Source organism: Gluconobacter sp. GP1 (assembly GCF_032913585.1).
In the GTDB taxonomy this organism is placed as follows: Bacteria; Pseudomonadota; Alphaproteobacteria; order Acetobacterales; family Acetobacteraceae; genus Gluconobacter; species Gluconobacter cerinus.
Genome location: NZ_JASGXC010000003.1, coordinates 1 through 21677, shown reverse-complemented (window position 1 = coordinate 21677; position 21677 = coordinate 1). Strand labels below are relative to the sequence as shown.

19 protein-coding genes are annotated in these 21677 nt (G+C 57.6%); 13 read left to right on the top strand and 6 right to left on the bottom strand.

The genetic code is table 11. From position 1 onward, the window contains the following. Nucleotides 1-6 precede the first annotated feature (6 nt). The 3 genes from R5H23_RS08270 to R5H23_RS08260 all read left to right on the top strand — a co-directional run bounded on the left by R5H23_RS08270 (nucleotide 7) and on the right by R5H23_RS08260 (nucleotide 3815). A complete protein-coding gene (locus R5H23_RS08270) occupies nucleotides 7-1296 on the top strand; it encodes an adenylosuccinate synthase (protein WP_046900827.1) in 1290 nt (429 codons plus the stop codon). 90 nt (nucleotides 1297-1386) lie between these two features. Then, a complete protein-coding gene (locus R5H23_RS08265; protein ID WP_317215108.1) occupies nucleotides 1387-3357 on the top strand; it encodes a protein kinase domain-containing protein in 1971 nt (656 codons plus the stop codon). Beyond that, nucleotides 3354-3815, top strand: a complete 462-nt coding sequence (locus R5H23_RS08260) for a hypothetical protein (protein WP_317215107.1) — start codon at nucleotides 3354-3356, stop codon at nucleotides 3813-3815. The genes R5H23_RS08265 and R5H23_RS08260 overlap by 4 nt, the downstream gene beginning before the upstream one ends. A gap of 14 nt (nucleotides 3816-3829) precedes the next feature. On the opposite strand, the gene ftsY is transcribed toward R5H23_RS08260, so the two are convergent. Beyond that, entirely contained in the window at nucleotides 3830-4795 is a 966-nt protein-coding gene (gene ftsY, locus R5H23_RS08255) for a signal recognition particle-docking protein FtsY (protein WP_046900830.1), read from the bottom strand. A 213-nt stretch (nucleotides 4796-5008) separates the two neighbouring features. Here ftsY and R5H23_RS08250 point away from each other — a divergent pair, with 213 nt between their 5' ends. After that, nucleotides 5009-5227 carry a hypothetical protein gene (locus R5H23_RS08250; RefSeq protein WP_317215105.1) on the top strand — a complete coding sequence of 73 codons (219 nt, stop codon included), beginning with the start codon at nucleotides 5009-5011 and terminating at the stop codon, nucleotides 5225-5227. A gap of 205 nt (nucleotides 5228-5432) precedes the next feature. Then, on the top strand, nucleotides 5433-5618 hold the full coding sequence (locus tag R5H23_RS08245) for a hypothetical protein (RefSeq protein WP_317215104.1): 186 nt from the start codon (nucleotides 5433-5435) through the stop codon (nucleotides 5616-5618). On the opposite strand, the gene R5H23_RS08240 is transcribed toward R5H23_RS08245, so the two are convergent. Together R5H23_RS08240 and dapF are read right to left on the bottom strand one after the other, a co-directional pair. Further along, complete coding sequence (locus tag R5H23_RS08240) at nucleotides 5615-6820, bottom strand: MiaB/RimO family radical SAM methylthiotransferase (protein WP_317215103.1); 1206 nt, start codon at nucleotides 6818-6820, stop codon at nucleotides 5615-5617. The two genes, R5H23_RS08245 and R5H23_RS08240, sit on opposite strands and share 4 nt — an antisense overlap. Continuing rightward, nucleotides 6817-7590, bottom strand: a complete 774-nt coding sequence (gene dapF, locus R5H23_RS08235) for a diaminopimelate epimerase (RefSeq protein ID WP_211503550.1) — start codon at nucleotides 7588-7590, stop codon at nucleotides 6817-6819. Before dapF ends, R5H23_RS08240 begins: the two co-directional genes overlap by 4 nt. Before the next feature lie 85 nt (nucleotides 7591-7675). Here dapF and R5H23_RS08230 point away from each other — a divergent pair, with 85 nt between their 5' ends. Beyond that, on the top strand, nucleotides 7676-8326 hold the full coding sequence (locus R5H23_RS08230) for a class I SAM-dependent methyltransferase (protein WP_174694804.1): 651 nt from the start codon (nucleotides 7676-7678) through the stop codon (nucleotides 8324-8326). Nucleotides 8327-8450: 124 nt separating this feature from the next. Further along, a complete protein-coding gene (locus R5H23_RS08225) occupies nucleotides 8451-10274 on the top strand; it encodes a DEAD/DEAH box helicase (RefSeq protein WP_317215473.1) in 1824 nt (607 codons plus the stop codon). Nucleotides 10275-10337: 63 nt separating this feature from the next. Here R5H23_RS08225 and R5H23_RS08220 read toward each other — a convergent pair whose 3' ends face one another. Together R5H23_RS08220 and R5H23_RS08215 are read right to left on the bottom strand one after the other, a co-directional pair. Beyond that, nucleotides 10338-11216 carry a PPK2 family polyphosphate kinase gene (locus tag R5H23_RS08220; protein ID WP_211508819.1) on the bottom strand — a complete coding sequence of 293 codons (879 nt, stop codon included), beginning with the start codon at nucleotides 11214-11216 and terminating at the stop codon, nucleotides 10338-10340. Continuing rightward, nucleotides 11206-11961 carry an SDR family NAD(P)-dependent oxidoreductase gene (locus R5H23_RS08215; protein ID WP_211503549.1) on the bottom strand — a complete coding sequence of 252 codons (756 nt, stop codon included), beginning with the start codon at nucleotides 11959-11961 and terminating at the stop codon, nucleotides 11206-11208. The genes R5H23_RS08220 and R5H23_RS08215 overlap by 11 nt, the downstream gene beginning before the upstream one ends. 70 nt (nucleotides 11962-12031) lie before the next feature. Here R5H23_RS08215 and R5H23_RS08210 point away from each other — a divergent pair, with 70 nt between their 5' ends. From R5H23_RS08210 to R5H23_RS08195, 4 genes are all read left to right on the top strand, one after another. Further along, nucleotides 12032-12616: a YqgE/AlgH family protein gene (locus tag R5H23_RS08210; RefSeq protein WP_046900835.1), complete on the top strand. Its 585-nt coding sequence runs from the start codon at nucleotides 12032-12034 to the stop codon at nucleotides 12614-12616. A 50-nt stretch (nucleotides 12617-12666) separates the two neighbouring features. Further along, complete coding sequence (grxB, locus tag R5H23_RS08205) at nucleotides 12667-13323, top strand: glutaredoxin 2 (protein WP_317215102.1); 657 nt, start codon at nucleotides 12667-12669, stop codon at nucleotides 13321-13323. Between the two features lie 124 nt (nucleotides 13324-13447). Next, a complete protein-coding gene (locus R5H23_RS08200) occupies nucleotides 13448-14839 on the top strand; it encodes a M20/M25/M40 family metallo-hydrolase (RefSeq protein WP_317215101.1) in 1392 nt (463 codons plus the stop codon). A 16-nt stretch (nucleotides 14840-14855) separates the two neighbouring features. Continuing rightward, the gene (locus R5H23_RS08195) at nucleotides 14856-15416 is read left to right on the top strand and encodes a hypothetical protein (RefSeq protein WP_317215100.1); all 561 of its coding nucleotides are present in this window, start codon (nucleotides 14856-14858) and stop codon (nucleotides 15414-15416) included. Here the strand turns inward: R5H23_RS08195 and R5H23_RS08190 are convergent. Then, nucleotides 15413-17614: a DPP IV N-terminal domain-containing protein gene (locus R5H23_RS08190; protein WP_317215099.1), complete on the bottom strand. Its 2202-nt coding sequence runs from the start codon at nucleotides 17612-17614 to the stop codon at nucleotides 15413-15415. The two genes, R5H23_RS08195 and R5H23_RS08190, sit on opposite strands and share 4 nt — an antisense overlap. 186 nt (nucleotides 17615-17800) lie before the next feature. Here R5H23_RS08190 and R5H23_RS08185 point away from each other — a divergent pair, with 186 nt between their 5' ends. Together R5H23_RS08185 and clpB are read left to right on the top strand one after the other, a co-directional pair. Then, complete coding sequence (locus R5H23_RS08185) at nucleotides 17801-18880, top strand: aldo/keto reductase (protein ID WP_317215472.1); 1080 nt, start codon at nucleotides 17801-17803, stop codon at nucleotides 18878-18880. Nucleotides 18881-18969: 89 nt separating this feature from the next. Then, entirely contained in the window at nucleotides 18970-21570 is a 2601-nt protein-coding gene (gene clpB / locus R5H23_RS08180; protein ID WP_264649167.1) for an ATP-dependent chaperone ClpB, read from the top strand. Nucleotides 21571-21677: the final 107 nt, after the last annotated feature.

The window sequence follows — 21677 nt, the reverse complement described above, 5'->3', positions numbered from 1 at the left end:
CAGCTCATGTCCAACGTCACCGTGATCGGAACCCAGTGGGGGGACGAGGGTAAAGGCAAGATCGTGGACTGGCTTGCCAGCCGCGCTGATATCGTTGTCCGTTTCCAGGGTGGTCACAACGCCGGTCATACGCTGGTTGTCGGCGATCAGGTCTACAAGCTGTCACTGCTGCCATCGGGTCTCGTGCGTGGCCAGATTGGCGTGATCGGCAATGGCGTTGTCATTGATCCAAAGGCGCTGATGTCCGAGATTGACCGCGTAACGGCGCAGGGCCTGAAGGTCACGCCGGAAACGCTGTGGATTGCTGAGAATGCTCCGCTGATCCTGCCAGTCCATGGTGCGCTGGATCGTGCGCGTGAAGCTGCTCGCGGTGATCGCAAGATCGGCACGACTGGCCGCGGTATCGGCCCGGCTTACGAAGACAAGGTTGCACGCCGTGCCATTCGCGTCTGTGATCTGGCCGAGCCGGAGACGCTGGACTGGAAGCTGGACGAAGTGCTTCTGCATCACAACACGCTGCTGGCGGGTCTGGGTGCTGAGACCTTCACGAAGGAAGAACTCAAGGACTTCCTGACGGAATTCACACCGCGTCTGATGTCTTTCGCATGCCCGGTCTGGGACCGTCTGGACGAAGCGCGTCGTGCTGGTCGTCGTATCCTGTTTGAAGGTGCACAGGCCGTCATGCTGGACGTCGATCACGGCACCTATCCGTTCGTGACGAGCTCCAACACTGTTGCTGCGGTTGCTGCGTCTGGCAGTGGTGTCAGCCCGTCTTCCATCGGCTTCGTTCTGGGTATTGCCAAGGCCTACACAACCCGCGTGGGCGAAGGTCCGTTCCCGAGCGAGCTGTTTGATGACGTTGGCCGCACGATCGGTGAGCGTGGTCATGAGTTCGGCACGGTTACTGGCCGTCCGCGTCGTTGTGGCTGGTTCGATGCTGTCATGCTGCGTCGTGCAGCGCGTGTGGGTGGCGTCACGGGTATTGCCCTGACGAAGCTGGACGTGCTGGACGGTCTGGAAGAAATCTCGATCTGCGTTGGCTATGAGCTGGACGGTAAGAAGATCGATACCTTCCCATCCGCTCCGGGTGCGCAGGCTCGCGTAAAGCCGATTTACGAGACGATGCCGGGCTGGCAGGAAACTACAGCGGGCGCCCGTTCTTGGGGTGAACTGCCGGCACAGGCCATCAAGTATGTTCGTCGTATTGAGGAGCTGATTGAAGCTCCGGTTACGCTGCTGTCCACCAGCCCGGAGCGTGATGACACGATCCTGATGCGTGACCCGTTCGAAGACTGAGTTTTTCTGAACGTGAAACTGCCGGTCCGTTAACGAAGCCTCAATTCCTGTCCGGCATAGAGTGTCAGACAGGAATTTGATGGAACGGACATGGATTACACTCAGGGAGATGACAGCCCCGAACTGCTGATCGCAGACCGTTACCTGGTGAATACGAGCCAGAAACAACCTGACCTCAGCGGCTGTCCTGCCTGGGTGGCTCAGGATATTACGGCCACAGGTTCAACCTGGCTGGCGCTGGCACCGTCCATGCCATCTCCCCATTTCTCTGATCTTATGTTTTTCCGACATGAGAGTGTTATCGGCCTGCATGCCCATGAATATCATGCAGGCTCGCTCTGGGTGCTATGTCCGCACCCTCCCGGACCGTCCCTGAAAGACAATCTGGGTGTCTGGTCTGAAAGCCAGATTATTGATGGGGTTATACGCCCTATTGCCGATGCTCTTGAGAAGCTCTCCTCCATGGGGCTGACCTGTCGTGGGATCCGGCCAGATAATCTGTTTGTTGGGCAGGGGCTGCATCAGGTGGTCGTTGGCCCGCTTGGGGTTGCCTGTAATGCAGAAGCGCAGCCTGTCCTGTTCGAGCCTTTGTCTTCCGCAGTCTGTCATCCAACGGCGCGGGGTGGCGGGACGATTGCCTGCGACATCTTTTCATTGGGAGTACTGGTTCTCTCCCTTTGCATCGGGGAACTGCCTCTGAGGGGCATGTCAGATAACGAAATTCTGCAACGACGTTTTGAGGTGGGTTCTGCTGAGGCCTACATGCAGGGGCATAATGTTCCCGCAGGTCTGGTCTCCCTTCTGAAGGCCATGCTTTCAGACAGGCCCGAAAACAGACCCTCTCCCAATGACCTTATAACGATTGCGCCGAGCAAGCTGTTTTCAATCCGGCCCGATATTCCCGCGCGCTCGCCTCTGGTCATTGGCGGTGTGGAGGTCAGAACACCACAGGCACTGGCATGGTATGCCGGGAAATATCCCAATGAGTTCCTGTCTTTGCTTCAGCGAAAAATTGTCAGCCAATGGTTACATCGAGAGCTGGAGCTGTCGGTCATGTCCAGCCTGATCGAACAGGCTGGAATTGCGTTTTTGCCATCCAGCGGAAACAAAGCCGTAGACCCGACGACAATGGTTGTGACACGGGCCATTGCCATTCTGGACTCTGCCGCTCCAATGTTCTGGGCCGGACACTGGTTTTGGCCATCCGCCATTCCTCATATGTTGGCGTGTGCCGAGGCCGGACGGTTCCCGCCTGAAGAGCAGCGCAATATCCGTGGGATAGCGGGCTTCCTGATGACGAGCCCAGAAGTGTTTGATGTTCCTTCGCTGCCCGCATTGCAGGCAAAGCAGATCAATGATCTCGCGACTGATGCCCGGCGAACAGGTGCAAAGGGAATGGAGCAGATCCGTCGTGTACCTTACGATGTGAATGTCTATCAGCCCTGCCTGTCTTCTCGTTGCCTGAAAGAACGGATCTCGTTGTCAGCGGGTCTGTTGCAATGGCTGGATCGGCACGTTTCTGAACAGGAGCTCTCTGCCGACGACCTGGGGCGTTCAGGCTTTCTGGACGATCAGATGCGGACCTTTCTGGAAAGTCATTGCGCGCGCCAGGGAATCATCCCACTTGCTCAGTCCCAGAAAGCGGGTCTTCCGTCCTGGCTTTCGGATCTGACATTGATGGCTGCGGCCCAGCGCCGTTTCGACAAGACACCCCTCAGTGCTGTGGCAAAGCGGGCGCTTTCCTTGCTGGAAAACGAGCTTAAGCAATGGCGAAGCAAAACGACGAGAGCAAAGCGTCGTGCCCGGCTTTTTCAGCTGGCCGAAACGGGAAATCTTACGAAGTTTCTTGATAACGTCACTGACCCTGCCGGCTTGCAGCATGATCGCAAGCTGGCTCGGCAGGCTGAAGCAGAGATTGCCCACCTTGAGAAAGTTCTCGAGGAGGAGCCTGTCCGCAAAGCTGTCCATGAAAAACAGGCCCGCAATGCTGGAGAGTTCTTCTCACTCTTGATCGGGATTGCTGTCGCGATGACCAGTATCTGGCTGGAGTTTTGTGAATGACCCGCCAGTCAGTGCGTTTGCGCGTGACAGAGGCGAGTTTCAAATGGTGGCACGGCCTCATCCTTGGCCTTCTTTTGGCGTATGTGCCGGGCAGTCTGCTTGTGGGCGGTGTTCTGCTGCTGCCTCTGATCGTGCTTCGATTCATCGATCCGGATGCTGATCGGCAGCGGATCATGATTGTTCTGTTTTATCTTGGGGCTGTCATGGTTCATCCCTTGAGGGAAGCATGGTTGTCACATGGGGATTGGGAGGCCTGTACCCAGCAAATTATGCAGCCAATGCTGCTTGTGATGGATTGGATGGCCGTTGGCGTGGCGTGGCTGGTCGCTGAAGCGTCTGCCATTGGTGCCAGACTTTGGTATGCGGATTACGTTCGCAGGGAGCGCAGGGCCATCGAAAAGAAGATCGCTGCCCTGCGAGAGGAATGGCTGACTTCAGACGGTGAGAGGCAGGCCTGAAAGGGCCGGTATCTTCAGTCTTCCGGGGTTTCTTCTTCTGAGGGGCTCTCGACAAGCCGGGAGGCAAGATCTCCCGTAGCTCCACCCACAAGACCGCGCGCATAATCCTGAGCCGAGAACGGGCGCAGGTCTTCGGCCTGTTCGCCGACACCGACCATATGCACGGGCAGTTTGAACTGTTCTGCAAGTGCGACCACAATTCCACCACGGGCAGAACCGTCCAGTTTGGTCACGATCAGGCCTGTCACGTTCACCAGTTCCCGGAACACGCGCACCTGCTCAATGGCGTTCTGACCGGTCGTTGCATCCAGCACCAGCAATACCGAATGCGGCGCGGTTGGGTCGAATTTCTGCATGACGCGGATGATCTTGGCCAGCTCTTCCATGAGCGCGCCCTTATTGTGCAGGCGGCCAGCCGTATCGATGAAGAGGAGGTCTTTTCCCTCTTCCGTTGCGCGTTTGATACCGTCATAGGCGAGGCCCGCAGCATCTGCTCCATGTTTTCCCGCGATAACGGGCACGTCTGAGCGTTGCCCCCAGACCTGAAGCTGTTCGACAGCCGCAGCACGGAAGGTATCTCCCGCCACGAGCATGACGGATTTGCCTTCTTCGCTGTAATGGCGGGCCATTTTGCCGATGGTTGTGGTCTTGCCTACACCGTTGACGCCCACCACGAGAACGACATGTGGCTTCTTCTTCGGATCAGGTTCAAACGGAATCGCAACGGGCTCCAGAACCCGAGCAATCTCTTCGGCCAGGGCATCGCGAATTTCGTCACTTGTGACGTCCTTGCCAAAACGGGAGCTGCGAAAGCTCTCGATGACACGCTCTGCCACGACAGGCCCCAGATCTGCCGCGATCAGTTCGTCTTCGAGTTCTTCAAGAGCGGCATCGTCCAGCTTGCGATGCGTGAACACAGCTCCGAGACGTGAGCTCGAGCGTGAAAGACCCTGTTTGAGTCGTGAGAAAAATCCAGCCATTTACGGGAGTTCGGACAGGTCAGGCCCAACGTCAAGTCTGTAGCGTCGATTTCCTGCGGGTAAACGGGCTGCTGGGCGATTGTTTCACACAGTTACAGTCCGAAAGCGTTCCAGTTTCTGCAGGGAAGTATGGTTCTTCACCCCGGTTTCGTGGTGTGAAGCTAAGAGGGATGTCTGGTGTTGGGTCTTTGGAAGAAGGTCGAACTTACCTGAGTGACAGAAGAGGGTTTCCCTCCGACGATTTCCGCTCGCAACGTCAGCGGGGAAGTCGGTGTACGGATCACACCTATCCCTCATTTGAATGTTCAGGCGGCTGCCTTTATCCCCGATTTTGTGTCCGAGTTTAGTTACGACGGTGATGCGGACGTAACGTCTTCCCGGCTTGCCAGTCGTCGGGAAGGGGTAGAGGTACAATCCCTTTGTCTGGCCTGAGCTCAACACGGATTTCTCCTTTGCGAGGGCGCATTATCGGGCGTTGATCGGGCAAGTTATGGAATTGATGGTGGCTAGGTGATGAACGCCCCAAGTTTCGTCTGTTCGTTTGGCATCCTTGTGCAGATCAAAGGCCTTTGTATGGCGGTTTGCAGGACTGCTGCTTGAAGGATACCCACTGGCCTGCGCTCCACAGGAACGCAGCTTGAATACTGGCTCTCGCGTTCCCAAAAACCTGAAACTTGGAGCGAACGTCTTCAATGCGCATGCGCAAGCGGCACAATATGCGTATAACTATCGCCTGACACTGGGGTCTGCTGCGCAGAGCGGCGCAACATGTCATTCGCTGGAGCCAGTTTCTGCCCGCTTTGCCCTGACCGCAGGTTTTTAGGCAGGGCTGCGTCCCAGAAGATGCCCTTCTGAGACACTGTAGATCGACAGGGGAATGATGCTCCCTCTGACTGCGGAGGAGGCATCGGCTGCGAAGCGCACGGGCGCAAATTCCGGCGAGTGGCCTCGGTCAGGTGTCTCGATCAGGACGTTCACAGTCTGACCCACAAATTTTTCAAGAAACGTATCGCGGTTTGCCTCGCCAACAGCTCTCAGCTGGGCTGCTCTGGCCTGCCGTTCTCCGTTCGGTACGGCGGGCATTCGGGCGGCGGGTGTGCCGGGACGTTCGCTGTAGGGAAAGACATGCAGGAACGAGATAGCCTGCTCTTCGATGAAGGAGAGTGTTTCGTTGAAAAGCGTGTCTGTTTCTGTCGGGAAGCCCGCGATGAGATCTGCACCAACACCAATATTCGGCCGGAGTGTGCGAGCATTCTGGAGCATGGACGCGACCTGCGTGGTGGTGTGTCGGCGTTTCATGCGCTTGAGGATGAGGTCGGAACCAGCCTGAAGAGACAGATGCAGATGTGGCATCAGGCGGGGCTCGTTTTCCAGAAGCCACCAAAGGTCCCGATCTCCCGTTTCCGGATCAAGAATGACAGGGTCGATGGACGACAGGCGCAGACGTTCGATGGCGGGAACGTCCTGCAAGAGCGTCCGGCACATCCGGCCCAGACCTTCGCCATCTGTGCCTTGCCATGAAGCAATATCAACACCCGTGAGAACGATTTCACGATGCCCTGCCTCAGTTAGGGCGCGGGCTCTCGAAATAGCTTCCGTTGTGGGGGTGGAGCGGGAGTCTCCCCGGCCATAGGGAATGATGCAGAACGTGCAGCGATGATCGCATCCCTGCTGGACCTGAAGCAGAGCACGGGCATGCCGTGATGGCGGAAGGCCGGGCTTGCTGTCACCCCATGTGGTGGGCTTGAGCTTGTCGGCATTGGGCACGACCCGCACCACGCCGGGCAGCTCCATCCAGCGCTTGGCGTCAATTTCCGACGCGCAGCCTGTCACGACTATTTTTGCATCCGGGCGCTCGCGGTGAGCGCGGCGGATGGCCTGCCTCGCCTGTCGCTCGGCTGTGGTCGTGACGGCGCATGTATTGACGATGATGGTGTCATCCTGCCCGCGGGCGTGATGCGCCATGCCGTCGCTCTCATGCGCGTTGAGACGGCAGCCGAATGTCAGGACAGAAGGGGCAGTCACGGAAGCTTGCCATGGAAAACGGTTGTGGCCGGCCCGGTCATCAGGACGTCTCCGTTTTCCTGCCAGGTGATTTCTAGGTCTCCACCGTCCATGGTCACGAGGCAGGTCCGGTCTGCAAGGCCCCGGCGTACGGCGTTCACCACGGCAGCGCAGGCTCCTGAGCCGCAAGCCAGCGTCAAACCCGCACCGCGTTCCCAGACGCGCAGGCGCATGTGGCCGGGCGTGATGAGATCCGCAAATCCGATATTGGCGCGCTGTGGGAAGAGCGGAGACTTCTCGAGAGAGGGGCCGAGGTCTTCTGCGCGCGATACGTCGCCGAAAACGGTCGCATGAGGATTTCCCATGGAGCAGGCGGCTGCATCATGCAGGGGCAGGTGAAGTGTGTCGCAATCCTTGGATAGCGGCACGTCCTGCCAGCCAGTCCGGGGAGCACCCATATTTACCGTAATGCGATCGCCATCCTGTGACGTGAGGAGCAGTCCAGCGCGGGTCTGGAGAACGGGATTGTTACCGACGAGGCTGGCAACACACCGCGATGCATTTCCGCAGGCGCCGGATTCCGACCCATCAGCATTGAAGAAACGGACCAGAACATCCGCACCTTCCAAGGTTGGGGCAGAGAGCAGGACGAGCTGGTCGCAGCCGATGCCGAAGCGTCTGTCGCACAGGTGCCGGATGGTGGCTTCGTCAAGGGCGGGGTCGGTTTCGCGGCCATCAATGACGATGAAATCATTGCCCAGGCCGTGCATCTTGGTGAAAGAAAGGGTCATGATGGTGCCTCCCATAGAGCATCCTGCGGGTTGACGCACGAGGAACATACCCTCATTTCGACAGGTCAGTCAGGAGGAGATGGATATGAGCGGCACGGAACAGGTTGAAGGTTTTCACGCAGCGGCGTTTACGCGCGTCAATAATGAACCGGATACGATCTTCTATGCGCAGCGTCTTCCGGATTCGCTGATGGACATGGGGGCCCGCACGGCAGTTGCGGCACTTTACCAGACATCTCTTCCCGTTGGGGGCACGGTTCTGGATCTGATGGCGGGGTCACTCAGCCATTATCCAGAAGAGGCACGGTTTCAGGATGCCATCGGACTGGGAGCGTCCAAGGCTGCGCTGGACACCAATCCTGTGCTGACGACACGGATCGTGCAGGATCTGAACGCAGACCCCATCCTGCCGTTCGAAGACGACACAATCGACGCCATAACGCTGTGTGACGGGGTGGCATACCTGACGCAGCCGTTGAAAGTCCTGACGGAAGCCCTTCGTGTTCTGAAGGAAGGGGCTCCTCTGATTGTCACATTCTCAGATCAGTTTCATCAGCAGAAAGCTGTTGCAATGTGGCAGGCTCTGGAGCCAGAAGACCGCGCACGTCTTGTCAGTGTTCTTCTTTCGAAGGCTGGTTTTGGGGAACTCGACACAGGTGAAGTCGTTCCTCCGGAAGATCTGACGGCATGGCGTGACACGGTTCGGGCGGTTGTCGGGCGGAAGCCCAGAGGCTGATTTTGCCTGATTCGCAGGTTCGGATGCGTTACTTCTGGCATTTATGCTCGGAAGTCTTTATGCAGCGGCATCCCAGCCGCCGCTTTTTGCCGTCGGCGTGACGTTTGCCGAGTGTTCATTAAATATGCCTTTCCCCGATACTCATCCTGCCCTTCTGCGCGCCCTGACGGCGCGTGGCTACGAACAGCCCACTCCCGTTCAGGAAGCAGTTCTGCAGCCAGGGCTGGAGGATCGTGATCTTCTGGTTTCCGCCCAGACGGGTTCAGGCAAGACCGTAGCTTTTGGTCTGGCTATTGCGCCGACGCTGCTTGGTGAGGCTGATCGCCTCCCGCCGTCGCCACAGCCGCTGGCTCTGGTTATTGCCCCGACGCGTGAACTGGCCCTTCAGGTCCAGTCCGAACTTGAGTGGCTCTATGCCGAGACCGGCGCTCGTATCGCGAGCTGCATTGGTGGCACGGATGCCCGCCGTGAAGCCCGCGACCTCAGCCGTGGCGCCCACATTGTTGTGGGAACGCCAGGCCGCCTTTGTGATCATCAGTCCCGTGGTTCCCTTGACCTGTCCGGTCTGCGCTGCGTCATTCTCGACGAAGCTGACGAGATGCTGGACATGGGCTTCCGTGACGAGCTTGAGCAGCTTCTGGATGCGTCCCCATCCGAGCGTCGCACCCTGCTGTTCTCGGCAACGATTGCGCGCGAAATCGCGTCTCTTGCCAAGCGCTTCCAGAAAGATGCCAAGCGCATCGATACGGTTTCCGGCGCCAAGCAGCATTCTGACATCACCTATCGCTGTGTCGTAACGGCTCCGCAGGAAATCGAGCGTTCCCTCGTGAACGTTCTGCGTTTCTACGAAAGCCCGACGGCCATGGTGTTCTGCAACACCCGTATGATGGTTGGTCAGGTGCAGGCTGCTCTTCTGGAGCGTGGCTTCGCCTCTGTCGCCATTTCCGGCGAAATGGGTCAGAACGAGCGTAGCCGTGCGATCGAGAGCCTCCGCTCCGGTCAGGCCCGCGTCTGTGTCGCGACTGACGTTGCTGCCCGTGGCATTGACGTGCCAGCGCTGAACCTTGTGATTCACGCCAGCATCCCGACGGCTTCTGAAACCCTGCTGCACCGTTCTGGCCGTACCGGCCGTGCGGGCCGTAAGGGCACCAGTGTGCTGATGGTGCCGATGAACCAGCGCCGTCGTGCTGAGCGCCTGCTGGAAATGGCACGCGTGAAGGCCGAATGGGAAGCCGTTCCTACGGCGGACGCGATCGCCGCTCAGGACACGAAGCGCCTGCTGGATGATCCGATCCTTGCCAACGCATCCGAAGAGACGACGGATGAGCTGGTTCTGAAGCTGGCTGAAACCTACGACGCGAAGAAGCTCGCAGCAGCGCTGGTGCAGATGTACCGTGCTCGCCTGCCGAACGTTGAGCAGATCCGTGCGATGTCCGTTGAAGCTCCACAGAGCCGTGGCGATCGTCCGGAGCGCGCACCGCGTGAAGAGCGCATCGTGTCGGGCGAATGGTTCAAGATGAGCGTCGGTCGTACAGAGCGCGCTGATCCGAAGTGGCTGATCCCGCTGATCTGCCGTCTTGGTAACGTTCAGAAGCGTGACATCGGCAGCATCCGCATCGAGCAGGATCAGACCTATTTCCAGATCACGGATGAGAGCGTCGAGCGCTTCAAGTCCTGTGTGGCTGGCGCGGAGCCTGACGAAGTGACGATCGAGCCGTCTGCTGAGCCTGCCGGTGGCAGCAGCTATGGTTCCCGTGGTCGTAACCCCGGCGAAGGTAAGCGCTTTGGTCGGTCCGGCGGTGGCGCTGGTGGCGGCTTCAAGGGCGGCCCGCGCGGTGGCGGTTCTGGTGGTGGTTACAAGGGCCGTGGCGGTTCCGGTTTCGGTCGTCCGAAGCCGGGTGCTGGTGGCTCATCAGGTGAAGGTGCGAGCCGCAAGCGTCGTTCCTGATTTCTGATTTCACGTCAGAACTGAAAACCCCCGCCGGAGTGATCCGGCGGGGGTTTTTCTTTATTAGGTCCTGGAAGACCCTTCTGCGAGAAGGGCATCACGGGCAGCCCTCAATGTGTCGGAGAGCTTTTCTTCGGGTACTTTGAGGTGAAGTTTTTCCATGGTTTCCAGCAGAGCCTCGGCGACCATCAAGCGGGCTGCCCATTTATGATCAGCAGGGATGATGTGCCAGGGGGCTTCCGGAGTGGACGTTGCCTGAATGGCAGCCTCGTAAGCTTTGGTGTAATCCGGCCACTTCTCACGTTCGGCTAGATCCGATGGAGAAAATTTCCAGCGCTTCTCGGGTTGGGTCAGGCGTTTGAGAATACGTTTTTTCTGCTCGTCCGCAGAGATATGCAGAAAGAGCTTCAGAATGATGACGTTCTGGTGCGTCAGGTAGCTTTCGAAGTGCCGGATGTCAGCCAGTCTCCGGTCCCAGAAACCGGGCTCATCCGGGTTGAGGCCGCGTGCTTTGACGATATCCGGATGGACACGTGCGATCAGAACATCCTCATAGTGGCTGCGATTGAAAACCGCGATTTCGCCCCGGGCTGGCGCCATCAGATGCACACGCCAGAGGTCATCGCGCTTTTCTGCTGCGCCGGCGGGTGTCTTGAAGGATGTGACGTGAAAGCCCTGTGGGTTCAGACCGGAAAACGCATGGCGGATAGCGCCATCCTTTCCTGCCGTATCCATCCCTTGCAGCACGACCAGAATACCGTGGGACCCGTGGGCCGCCAGACGCCCCTGCAGAATAGCCATCCGGTCCACGCAGTCCCGAATGCGGGTATGGGCACTTTTCTTGTCGTGCCCAATCCGGTCATCGGTTCTGAAGTCGGTCAGTTTGAACTTCGTGCCGTCCGTAATTGTGAGGCGCGAGGGAATACCGCTTTCAGCCGACATGACGGTTCACCGCAAGGCCACCAGAAGCCTGACAGACAGGCATGATCTCCATTGTGTTGACGTTCACGTGCCACGGCAGGCCCACGAGCCAGGAGACTGTTTCTGCGATGTCCTGCGGTGTCAGGGGCGTGGTGTCTTTGTAGACAGCGGCTGCCTTGTCGTCGTCCTTGAGGCGAACAGAGCTGAATTCGCTTCCGCCACACAGGCCCGGTTCAATATCCGTAACGCGGATGCGCTTGCCCAGAAGATCCGTTCGCAGGTTCTGGCTGAACTGCCGCACGAACGCCTTGGTGGCGCCATAAACATTGCCGCCAGTGTAGGGGTAGAGGCCCGCAGTGCTTCCGAGCATGATGATATATCCGGAGTTGCGCTCAACCATTCCGGGCAGCAGTGCGTGGGTCATTTCCACCAGACCAGAGACGTTGGTGGCGATCATCGTTTCCCAGTTATCGATCTTGGCTTCCTGTGCGGGCTCCATACCGAGTGCAAGGCCCGCGTTGTTGACCAGAACGTCCACGGTTCGCCAGTTTTCCGGCAGGCTGCCTGGCAGTGCGCGGAGTGCGTCGCGGTCCGTCATGTCCAGAGGGAAGGGGAGAAGATTGTCCCCGAGTTCGGCTTTCAGGGCCTCAAGACGTTCTGCCCGTCTTCCTGTGGCGATGACGCGATGGCCATCCTGTACGAGGCGTGTGGCGATGGCGTGTCCGAAGCCGGCAGTGGCACCGGTCACGAGAACGGTAAGGGACATGAAGACCTCCATAAAACTCTCGACATGGGAACGCTTGCAAAGAGGCACGAGATGCACCCATTTGTAGAGAATGAAGAAAACACTCGCCGGACAGAATGACAACCTGACAGGCATGCTCCTGGTTGCGGCGCCGCAACTGGCGGAGACAGTCTTCGCCCAGAGCGTGATCTATCTCTGTGCTCACTCCCCCGAAGACGGGGCGATGGGGCTGATTATTAACCGTCGTCTGGCCCAGCCGGGTTTGGATGATCTTTTTGCGCAGCTCGGAATTGAGCCTAACCCTCCTGAACGCCGGATTGCCGTCTGTATGGGTGGCCCCGTCGATCATTCACATGGGTTTGTTCTGCATTCGACAGACTGGAACGGAGAGGGCAGTCTGGGCGTCAATGATCAGGCGACGTTGACGGCCAGTCTGGATGTACTGCGGGAGCTTGCTGCGGGGCAGGGCCCCAAGCGGGCATTGATGGCGATTGGCCATGCATCCTGGGCACCGGGTCAGCTTGAAGAAGAGATCCTGAGGGATAGTTCATGGCTGGTTGCGCCGGCCAGTGATGAGATTGTCTTTGGCATGGATCATTCAAAAAAATGGGGAAAGGCATTGGCGGCCATCAACATTGATCCGCTGCTGCTCTCCTCCGCTATGGGTGAAGCCTGACCGATTTATGCGGAGCAACGACTTTTGACAGACATGAGGATTTTCAGATCATGAATCAGACAACCCGTATCCTTCACGTTTATGAGCACTGCCCGTTCTGCGTGAAGGCCATGATGATTTTTGGCCTGAAAAACATCCCGTTCGAGAAGCGTATTTTCCTGAATGACGACGAAGCTGGCCCGATCAGTATGGTTGGGAGAAAGGTTGTCCCGATTCTGGAGGAGAACGGTCGATACATGCCGGAGAGCATGGATATCGTCTCCCATATTGATGGAGTTGGCGCCCCGGTTCTGAACGGGCCGGTTCGCAAGGACATTGCAGATTGGCTGCGTGCAAGCAGCAAGGCCACGTATCGCCTCTTCTTACCGCGTGCAGTTTGCGCGCCTTTGCCTGAATTCGCGACAACGTCTTCCCGGGCGGGCTTTATTCGCCGCAAGGAAGAATCTACCGGCCCGTTCTGGGAAATTCTGGCAGATGGCTCAAAGGAAATTGCAGAGCTGAACGCATTGCTGGAAGAGCTCGAGCCTCTGATCCAGTCTCCTGAAGCCGTGAATGGCACGCTTTCCACAGACGATATTCATCTGTTTGCCCAGCTTCACAGCATGTCACTCATCAAAGGACTGCGTTACCCGCTCGGGGTTGAGGCTTACCGTCAGGCCATGTCTGAAAAATCTGGTGTGAGCCTGCTGGATGGGTTTGCGGCCTGAGGAAAGGCCATTGCAGGATATCTTGAAACCGTCTCGCCAGATGGATGGAAATGTCCTGCAACGCACCGGCTAGGCATCCACTGTCCGTATGGTTACGATTTCGCATCTGATGCAGGAGAAGACGATGCGGAATACGATTGGCGCAGGATTGTTACTGGCCCTGATGAGCGGGAGCGCGCTTGCCGCAGCTCCCCAGCATCATGACGCCGCAACGCAAGCCCTGCACCTTGCTGAGCAGGCCATCGCCCTGCGATCTGTTGCGGGGCCAGCCAACCAGACACCACAGGTCGCAGCCCTTTTCCGGGATGCTCTGGTTAAGGGAGGTTTTGCGCCTGCGGATGTGACGATCACGCCCTACAAGGATACGGCGTATCTGATTGCCCGTTGGCCTGGCCGTGATTCCTCTCTCAAGCCGCTGGTGATTTCCGGCCATATGGATGTGGTTGAAGCCAAGGCGTCTGACTGGACGCACGATCCTTTCAAACCACAGATTGAAAATGGCTATCTGCTCGGCCGTGGCTCAACGGACATGAAGCTGGATGACACACTGGCTATTTCTGCTCTGCTGGAGCTGAAAAAAGAAGGGTACGTGCCCCGCCGGGATATCATCATCGAGTTCTCGGGAGATGAAGAGACGACGATGGCAACTGGCGCCATCATCGCTGACAAGTTGTCCAATGCCGAACTTGTTCTGAACATGGACGGGGCCAATGGCACGTTGGATGAAAAGACGGGGAAGCCAGATTATTTCACATGGGAAGGTGCGGAAAAAACCTACGCTGATTTCCGTCTGACCGTGACGAACCCCGGTGGTCACTCTTCGGAGCCGAGATCCGTCAATGCCATTGATGAGCTGAGTGCCGATCTTCTGCGGATCCAGCAACATCGCTTCAAACCGGAAGTGAATGACCTGAGCCGTAGTTTCATTGTCAACGCGGCCCGCTGGCAGAAGCCTGATATTGCGGCTGCCATGAAGGCGTTCGCAGCCAATCCAGCCGATGAAAAGGCCATTGCCACGCTATCGGCTGACCCATCCTTTGTGGGGCGGATTGGCACAACCTGTGTGGTCACGATGATTGAAGGTGGTCATGCGCTCAATGCGCTTCCCCAGCGGGCGACGGCTAATATCAATTGTCGCATCTTTCCGGGGCACTCCAGGGCTTCGATCATGGCTGAACTGCGCGACGCGGCGCAGGACCCGGGTATGAAGATTCAAGACGCGACAGAAGGGTCTGTTGAAACGGCTGCGTCTCCCATGCGGCCTGATGTGGTGCATGCGATTGATGCCGCTATTCATGCGGTTTATCCGGATGTGCCGGTCTTTGCAGCCATGTCATCCGGAGCGAGCGACAGCATGTGGTTTCGCTCTCATGGTGTTCCCAGCTATGGCATCAGCCCGATTTTCATCAAGAATTCAGACTCTTTCATGCATGGACTGAATGAACGGACGCCGGTTTCCGCCGTTGCTCCCGCAATGGACGCGCTTCTGGTTTTGATTCCGGAGCTGTCTCACTAAGAGGAAAGCTTTGTAGATGCGGAGTGTTGCTGTCTGTTTGGGCGTGGTTCTGGCGGGAGCGACGATGGCTCATGTCGCGATGGGGCGGCCCGCTCCTGAACAAAATCAGCTTTCGGGGCGGTACAGTACGCATTTCCAAAACGGTGACGTGTCGGGTGATACCTATTGGAGCGACAATGTTCTGGAGGTTGTGCCCGTCAGCGCAGAGGCGGCGTATCTTCGAATAGAAACACAGTTCTTCAATGGGCACATGTGTTCCCTGTCAGGCATCGGCCGCATGGAGGGAGAGGCTCTGGTGTATCAGGAACCACCCTTCATGGCAGGCGAGAAGCCCTGTCGCTTGACGCTTCGCCGGACTGGGAAAGATGTTGTTTTGCAGGATACTGACAGTGCTTGTCGGGTTGGGCATTGTGGCGCCCGAGGATCGTTTAATGGGCAGACCTTCCCACTCTCCAGCCATCGCGCCATTACCTACATGCCCAGGCTCAAAGCATCGCGGCAATATCAGGCAGCGTTGAAAGCCTGGGCTGTCTCTCCGAACCATTCGGATCATGCGGCCCAGGCAGATCAACCTTAGGGCTTTAAAGCGTCATCCAGGAACTCTGCACGACGCTGGCTTACGCGCGCGCGTAAAAGCGGATCAGGCAGCATATGCGTGCCGGGGAGCAGGAGGAGATCGTAAGGTTTTCCGGCTTTCAGAAGGGCCTGTGTCAGCTTCATAGTATTTTCAAAGTACACGTTGTCGTCTGTCAGGCCGTGCATGACCAGAAGGGGGCGTTTCAGGCCATCCGCATAGGTTAGGACGTTGCTTTTGCGATATCCTTCCGGGTCGTTCTGCGGGGTGTTCAGATAGCGTTCGGTATAGGCGGTGTCGTAATCGGCGAAATCGACAGGGGGTGCACCTGCAACGCCGACTTTGAAGAAGTCCGGACGGCGGATGGTGGCCATTGCCGTGAAGTAGCCCCCGAAAGACCAGCCATAAACACCCACCCGTGACAGATCGAGTTCAGGGTAAGTTTTGCCCAGCCCCTGCAAGCCATCGATCTGGTCCTGAAGGGGAGCATCGATCAGGTTGCCTTTGATGGCACGCTCAAAGTCATGATCCCGACCCGGAGTGCCGCGTCCATCCAGCGTGACAACGACATAGCCCTGATTGGCGAGGCACTGGTCTTCCAGAAAGCTCGACGGTGTATCGTGCACAAGCTTTACGCCGGGGCCGCCATAGACGGACAGCACGACCGGATAGTGATGGCCCTTCTGGAAATGCTCTGGCCGGATGATCGCGGCATCGAGTTGTCGGTCCCCGGCCGTTGTGAACTGTACGTGGACGGGAAGGTGAGGGGGCTGCGCAATACCCGGGAGGCTGGCCAGGATTTTCCCTTTTGCGTCTCGCAGAAGAGTGCGCCGAGTTCCGTCAGCGGCGGCAAACGCATCGACCAGCAGGCGATGGGTGCCATTGGTGAAATGGACATTGTGGATGCCTGGCTCCGTGATGACCGGAGTGATTTTGCCGTCTGCGAGTGAAATCCGGACGACCTCGTTATCAATTCGGTTCGGGCGTACCGTCACGACAACGCTGTTGCTGTCTGCGTCGTAATCATTGAACGCGACATACGGCAGGGTATCGGGCGTCAACACCCGCTTCAGGGACCCATCTGCGGCGTGATGTTCAAGCTGCCACGTTTTTCCGCGCTCCGAGGCCCAAAGGAAACCCTGTTGGCCGTTCAGCACGACGGGCAAGGCATGGCTGCCACCGGCGTCTCGCGGATCAAGATTGAGCCACGCCTTGTCGCTTTCTGCGAGGAGGAGCGTTGTTTTGCCTGTGGCTGGATCAACGGACAGAACCTGTTCCTGCGTCTGTTCCCGGTTGAGCAGAACAAGGAACAGGCCACCGTTCTTCCGCCAGACCGCACGCGCCATGTAGGGCCATGCTTCATGATCCCAGCCAATCCAGCGAACGTCTCCGCCTTTGATGCTGGTGAGACCAAAACGTGTTCGTGCATTGGGTGTGCCGGCGCGCGGATAACGGAACTCGACCGGAGCCGCCTGCGGCGTCTCTGGATTGGTGATGTAATGTTTTTCGACGTTGCCTGAATCAGCTTCTTCGAAAAGCACGGTCTGACTGTTCGGAGACCACCAGGCGCCATCCGGGCGCTCCAGTTCTTCTGCTGCGGCAAATTCGGCCAACCCATTGGTCAGCGTTTCTGTGCCTGTAGTGGTCAGCCGTGTTTCGGCGCCCGTTACCAGATTGACCGCGTAAAGGTCATTGTCCCGCACTGCGGCAATGGTCTGTCCGTCCGGGGAAAGGCGGGGCGCGATCCAGTTGCCATCAACGGAAGATACCCGGCCGTCATCAGCTGCAATGCGGATGAGGCGTCCACCCTGAGATGCCAGGATCGTGCCGCCATCTTCGCTCATCTGATAGTCGGTGATGCCAGACATGGACTGGCGGGCCCGCTCTCGCCGGGCTTTCTCCTCAACGGACAAGTGCTCTGGACCCGCTTCCGGGGCTGCAAGTTCGTGCAGCGAATGGTCAGGTAGATCGTAGCGGAACAGATGCAGGCGTGTGTCGAACGGGCCAGAACGCAGGAAGAGAACCGAATGTCCATCCGGTGTCACTTCTGATCGTGTGGGCAGACCCAGCGTTCCGTTCCGTGTTTTGGCAAGATCGAGCATGCATGATGCAGGTTCGGAGGCCATGGCCGGTAAGGCGGGAAGCAGGGAAGACAGAAACGCGCAGGACAGCAGGGCTCTGCGGAGACGGAATGACGGCATGGCGGCTCCGGGACAGGAAAAGTTTTGACATCAATCATGGACTGACCTGTCGTTCCTGAACAGAGTGCACGAGCATGAGAAGTCGCCGTGCTCACGATGATGAGAGCGGGGCCGATTTTACCGGGACTGATCCACCGTTGAGGTGTTGTGTGTCATGGTCTGTCTCAGAAGAGGAACCTGATGGATATGCAGTATCGTCAGCTAGGTCGCTCTGGCCTGAAAATTTCCGCACTCAATTTTGGCTCTGTGACGTTCGGAGGGCAGGGCGATTTCGCTTCCACCGGCAATGTTGACGTCTCAGAGGCCACACGCATGGTGGATCTCTGCGTCGAGCATGGCGTCAACATGTTTGATACGGCCGATGGTTATTCGGGTGGAGAAGCCGAAGAAATCCTTGGTCGTGTTCTGAAAGGCAGAAGCCGGGAACTGCTTGTGACCAGCAAAGTCCGGTTTCCGACGGGCAAAGGCCCGAACGAAGAGGGCCTGTCGCGGCATCATATTCTGAATGCCTGTGATGACAGCCTGCGTCGTTTAGGGCGAGACCATATTGATCTCTATTATCTGCATGAATGGGATGGTCTGACGCCGGTTGAAGAGACGCTGGAGGCACTTCAGGCGCTTCGGGACCAGGGCAAGATCCGCTATGCGGGACTTTCCAATTTTGCTGGCTGGCAGGCCATGAAGCTTCTGTCTGCCGCGGAGCGGGACCGTCTCATTACGCCGGTCTCCGAACAGATCTATTATTCTCTGGAAGCACGGGATGCTGAATATGAGCTTCTGCCACTCGCTGTGGATCAAGGACTGGGCGTTCAGATCTGGAGCCCGCTGGCCTGTGGGCTGCTGACGGGCAAATATCGTCGCGGGAAGACGGCGCCTGCGGATAGCCGACGTATTTCGGGTTGGCCAGAACCGGAAGTCCGCAATATCGAAAAACTCTACGATACGGTTGAAGTGTTGGTGGAGATCGCAGAGGAACACGATGTCTCGCCTGCACGCGTTGCGCTGGCGTGGTTGCTGCACAAACCGGGTGTGACGTCCGTAGTGATTGGAGCCCGTAAGGAAACCCAGTTGCTGGATAATCTTGCTGCGGCATCGCTACGTCTGACGAAGGCACAAGTCGCACGGCTTGACGATGTCAGTGCCCCGGATCTGATTTATCCTTACTGGCACCAGCAGCGGAATGCGTTTGGCAGACTGTCGGAGGCCGATATGGTCTTGCACGGGCCAGCGAAACGTCATCGGGATGCCCTTGAAACAAAAAAATGAGTGCCTAAATATTCATCACCGGTCGTCGCCTTCGGGGGCGACCGAGACACCATATGCCGCCGATACGGGGCATGAGAGGACATATTAGAATGGACATTCAGAAATTCACTGAGCGGAGCCAGGGTTTCCTCCAGGCCGCACAGACTATTGCCCTTCGAGACTACCATCAGCAGTTGACGCCGGAGCATCTGCTCAAGGCCCTGCTGGATGATGATCAGGGTGCCGCATCCGGCCTTATCCGGGCTGCGGGTGGTGATCCAAAAGTTGTTCAGACTGCCAATGACGCAGCACTTTCCAAGCTTCCGAAGGTTCAGGGCGGCGGTGCAGGTCAGCCGCAAGCCACGCCTGATTTCGTAAGGCTGCTGGATTCCGCTGAAGCTGCTGCAAAAGCCGCAGGTGACAGCCATGTTGCGCAGGATCGTCTGCTCGTGGCCATTGCTGCGAGTGGATCAGCCGCGGGTAAAGCACTGGTTGAAGGAAAGGCCGATGCCTCCGCGCTGGAACGTGCCGTTGCACAGATCCGCAAGGGGCGGACAGTGACCAGCGCATCTGCCGAGAATACGTTTGATGCGCTGAAGAAGTATGCACGTGACGTTACGGCGATTGCACAGGCTGGCAAGCTCGATCCGGTAATTGGCCGTGATGAGGAAATTCGACGCACGATTCAGGTTCTGGCCCGCCGCAGCAAAAACAATCCGGTTCTGATCGGTGAGCCAGGCGTTGGTAAGACTGCAATCGTTGAAGGTCTGGCGCTGCGTATCGTTAATGGCGATGTGCCAGAAGCGCTCCGAAACAAGAGGCTGATGTCTCTCGACATGGGCGCTCTGATTGCAGGTGCGAAGTTCCGTGGTGAGTTTGAAGAGCGTCTGAAGGCAGTTCTCAAAGAAGTTGAGACAGCCGAAGGCGAGGTCATTCTCTTCATTGACGAGATGCACACGCTGGTGGGCGCTGGCCGTTCCGACGGTGCGATGGATGCGTCCAACCTTATCAAACCGGAACTTGCTCGCGGGACGCTGCACTGCATTGGTGCGACGACACTCGATGAGTACCGCAAGTACATCGAGAAAGACGCCGCGCTTGCCCGTCGTTTCCAGCCGGTTTTCGTCGGTGAGCCATCTGTTGCGGATACGATCTCTATTCTGCGTGGCATCAAGGAGAAGTACGAGCTTCACCACGGTGTGCGCATCACGGATAACGCCATCGTCTCCGCTGCAACGCTTTCCAACCGTTATATTACGGATCGCTTCCTGCCGGATAAGGCCATTGATCTGATTGACGAGGCTGCCAGCCGTCTGCGGATGCAGATCGACAGCAAGCCGGAAGCTCTGGACGAACTCGATCGCCGCATCATTCAGTTGAAGATCGAGCGTGAAGCCATCCGTAAGGAAGACGACACGGCGTCCAAGGATCGTCTGCAGGCTCTTGAGGCCGAACTGGCTGATCTGGAGGAGCAGTCCGATGCGATGGGTGCCGAGTGGCATGCCGAAAAGGATCGCGTGAATGCCATTCAGAAGCTGAAGGAACAGCTGGATACAGCACGTTCTGATGTGGATGTGGCGCAGCGTCAGGGAAATCTCGCGAAGGCTTCCGAGCTGATGTACGGCCTGATTCCAAACCTGGAAGCTCAGATTGCCAAAGCGCAGGAAGAGGAAGACGCAGCATCTAAATCTGGCCTGTTTGCAGATAGCGTCACGGATCAGGGCATTGCATCGGTTGTCTCACGTTGGACGGGTATTCCCGTAGATCGGATGCTCGAAGGTGAGCGCGCCAAGCTCATGCGGATGGAAGATACGCTGCGTGAGCGTGTGGTCGGGCAGGAGCAGGCTCTGGTTGCCGTCGCCAATGCTGTGCGTCGTGCCCGAGCAGGACTTCAGGATCCGAACCGTCCGATTGGGTCGTTCCTGTTCCTTGGTCCGACGGGTGTGGGCAAGACCGAGCTGACGAAGGCTCTGGCCCAGTTCCTGTTCGATGACGAGAAGGCTCTGCTGCGGATCGACATGAGTGAATTCATGGAGAAGCATGCAGTGTCGCGCCTGATTGGCGCACCTCCGGGATATGTCGGGTACGACGAAGGTGGTGTTCTGACAGAAGCTGTGCGTCGTCGTCCTTATCAGGTCATCCTGTTTGATGAGGTGGAGAAGGCCCATGAGGACATCTTCAACATCCTTCTTCAGGTGCTCGATGATGGCCGTCTGACGGATGGGCAGGGCCGTGTTGTGGACTTCCGCAATACGATCATCGTTCTGACGAGTAACCTTGGTTCAGATGTTCTCGCCAATCAGGAAGACGGTGAATCGCCGGAACTGGTGCAGGCGCAGGTCATGCAGGTGGTGCGCAATCACTTCCGGCCGGAATTCCTGAATCGTCTGGATGAGATCATCCTGTTCTCCCGTCTGCAGCGCGCAGATATGGGACGGATTGTCGATATCCAGCTGGGTCGCCTGCGTCAGCTTCTGGAAGATCGCAAGATCACACTGGATCTGGATCAGAAGGGGACCGAGTGGCTGGCCGAAGCCGGATATGATCCAGTGTATGGCGCCCGTCCGCTGAAGAGGGTGATCCAGCGCAGCCTTCAGAACCCTCTGGCAGGACTTCTGCTGGATGGAACCATCCGGGATGGCGACACCATCACCGTCTCTGCGGACGATAAAGGGCTGACGATTAATGGTCGTTCGTCCTCCGCAGACTGATTGTCGCGGAAAACCGGGACTTTCGAAGAAAGCGCCAGATTTTTCTGGCGTTTTTTTTGATTTTTTTAGTTTTGCTTTGTGAATGGAAAGTGTGTGTAAGGGTGAAA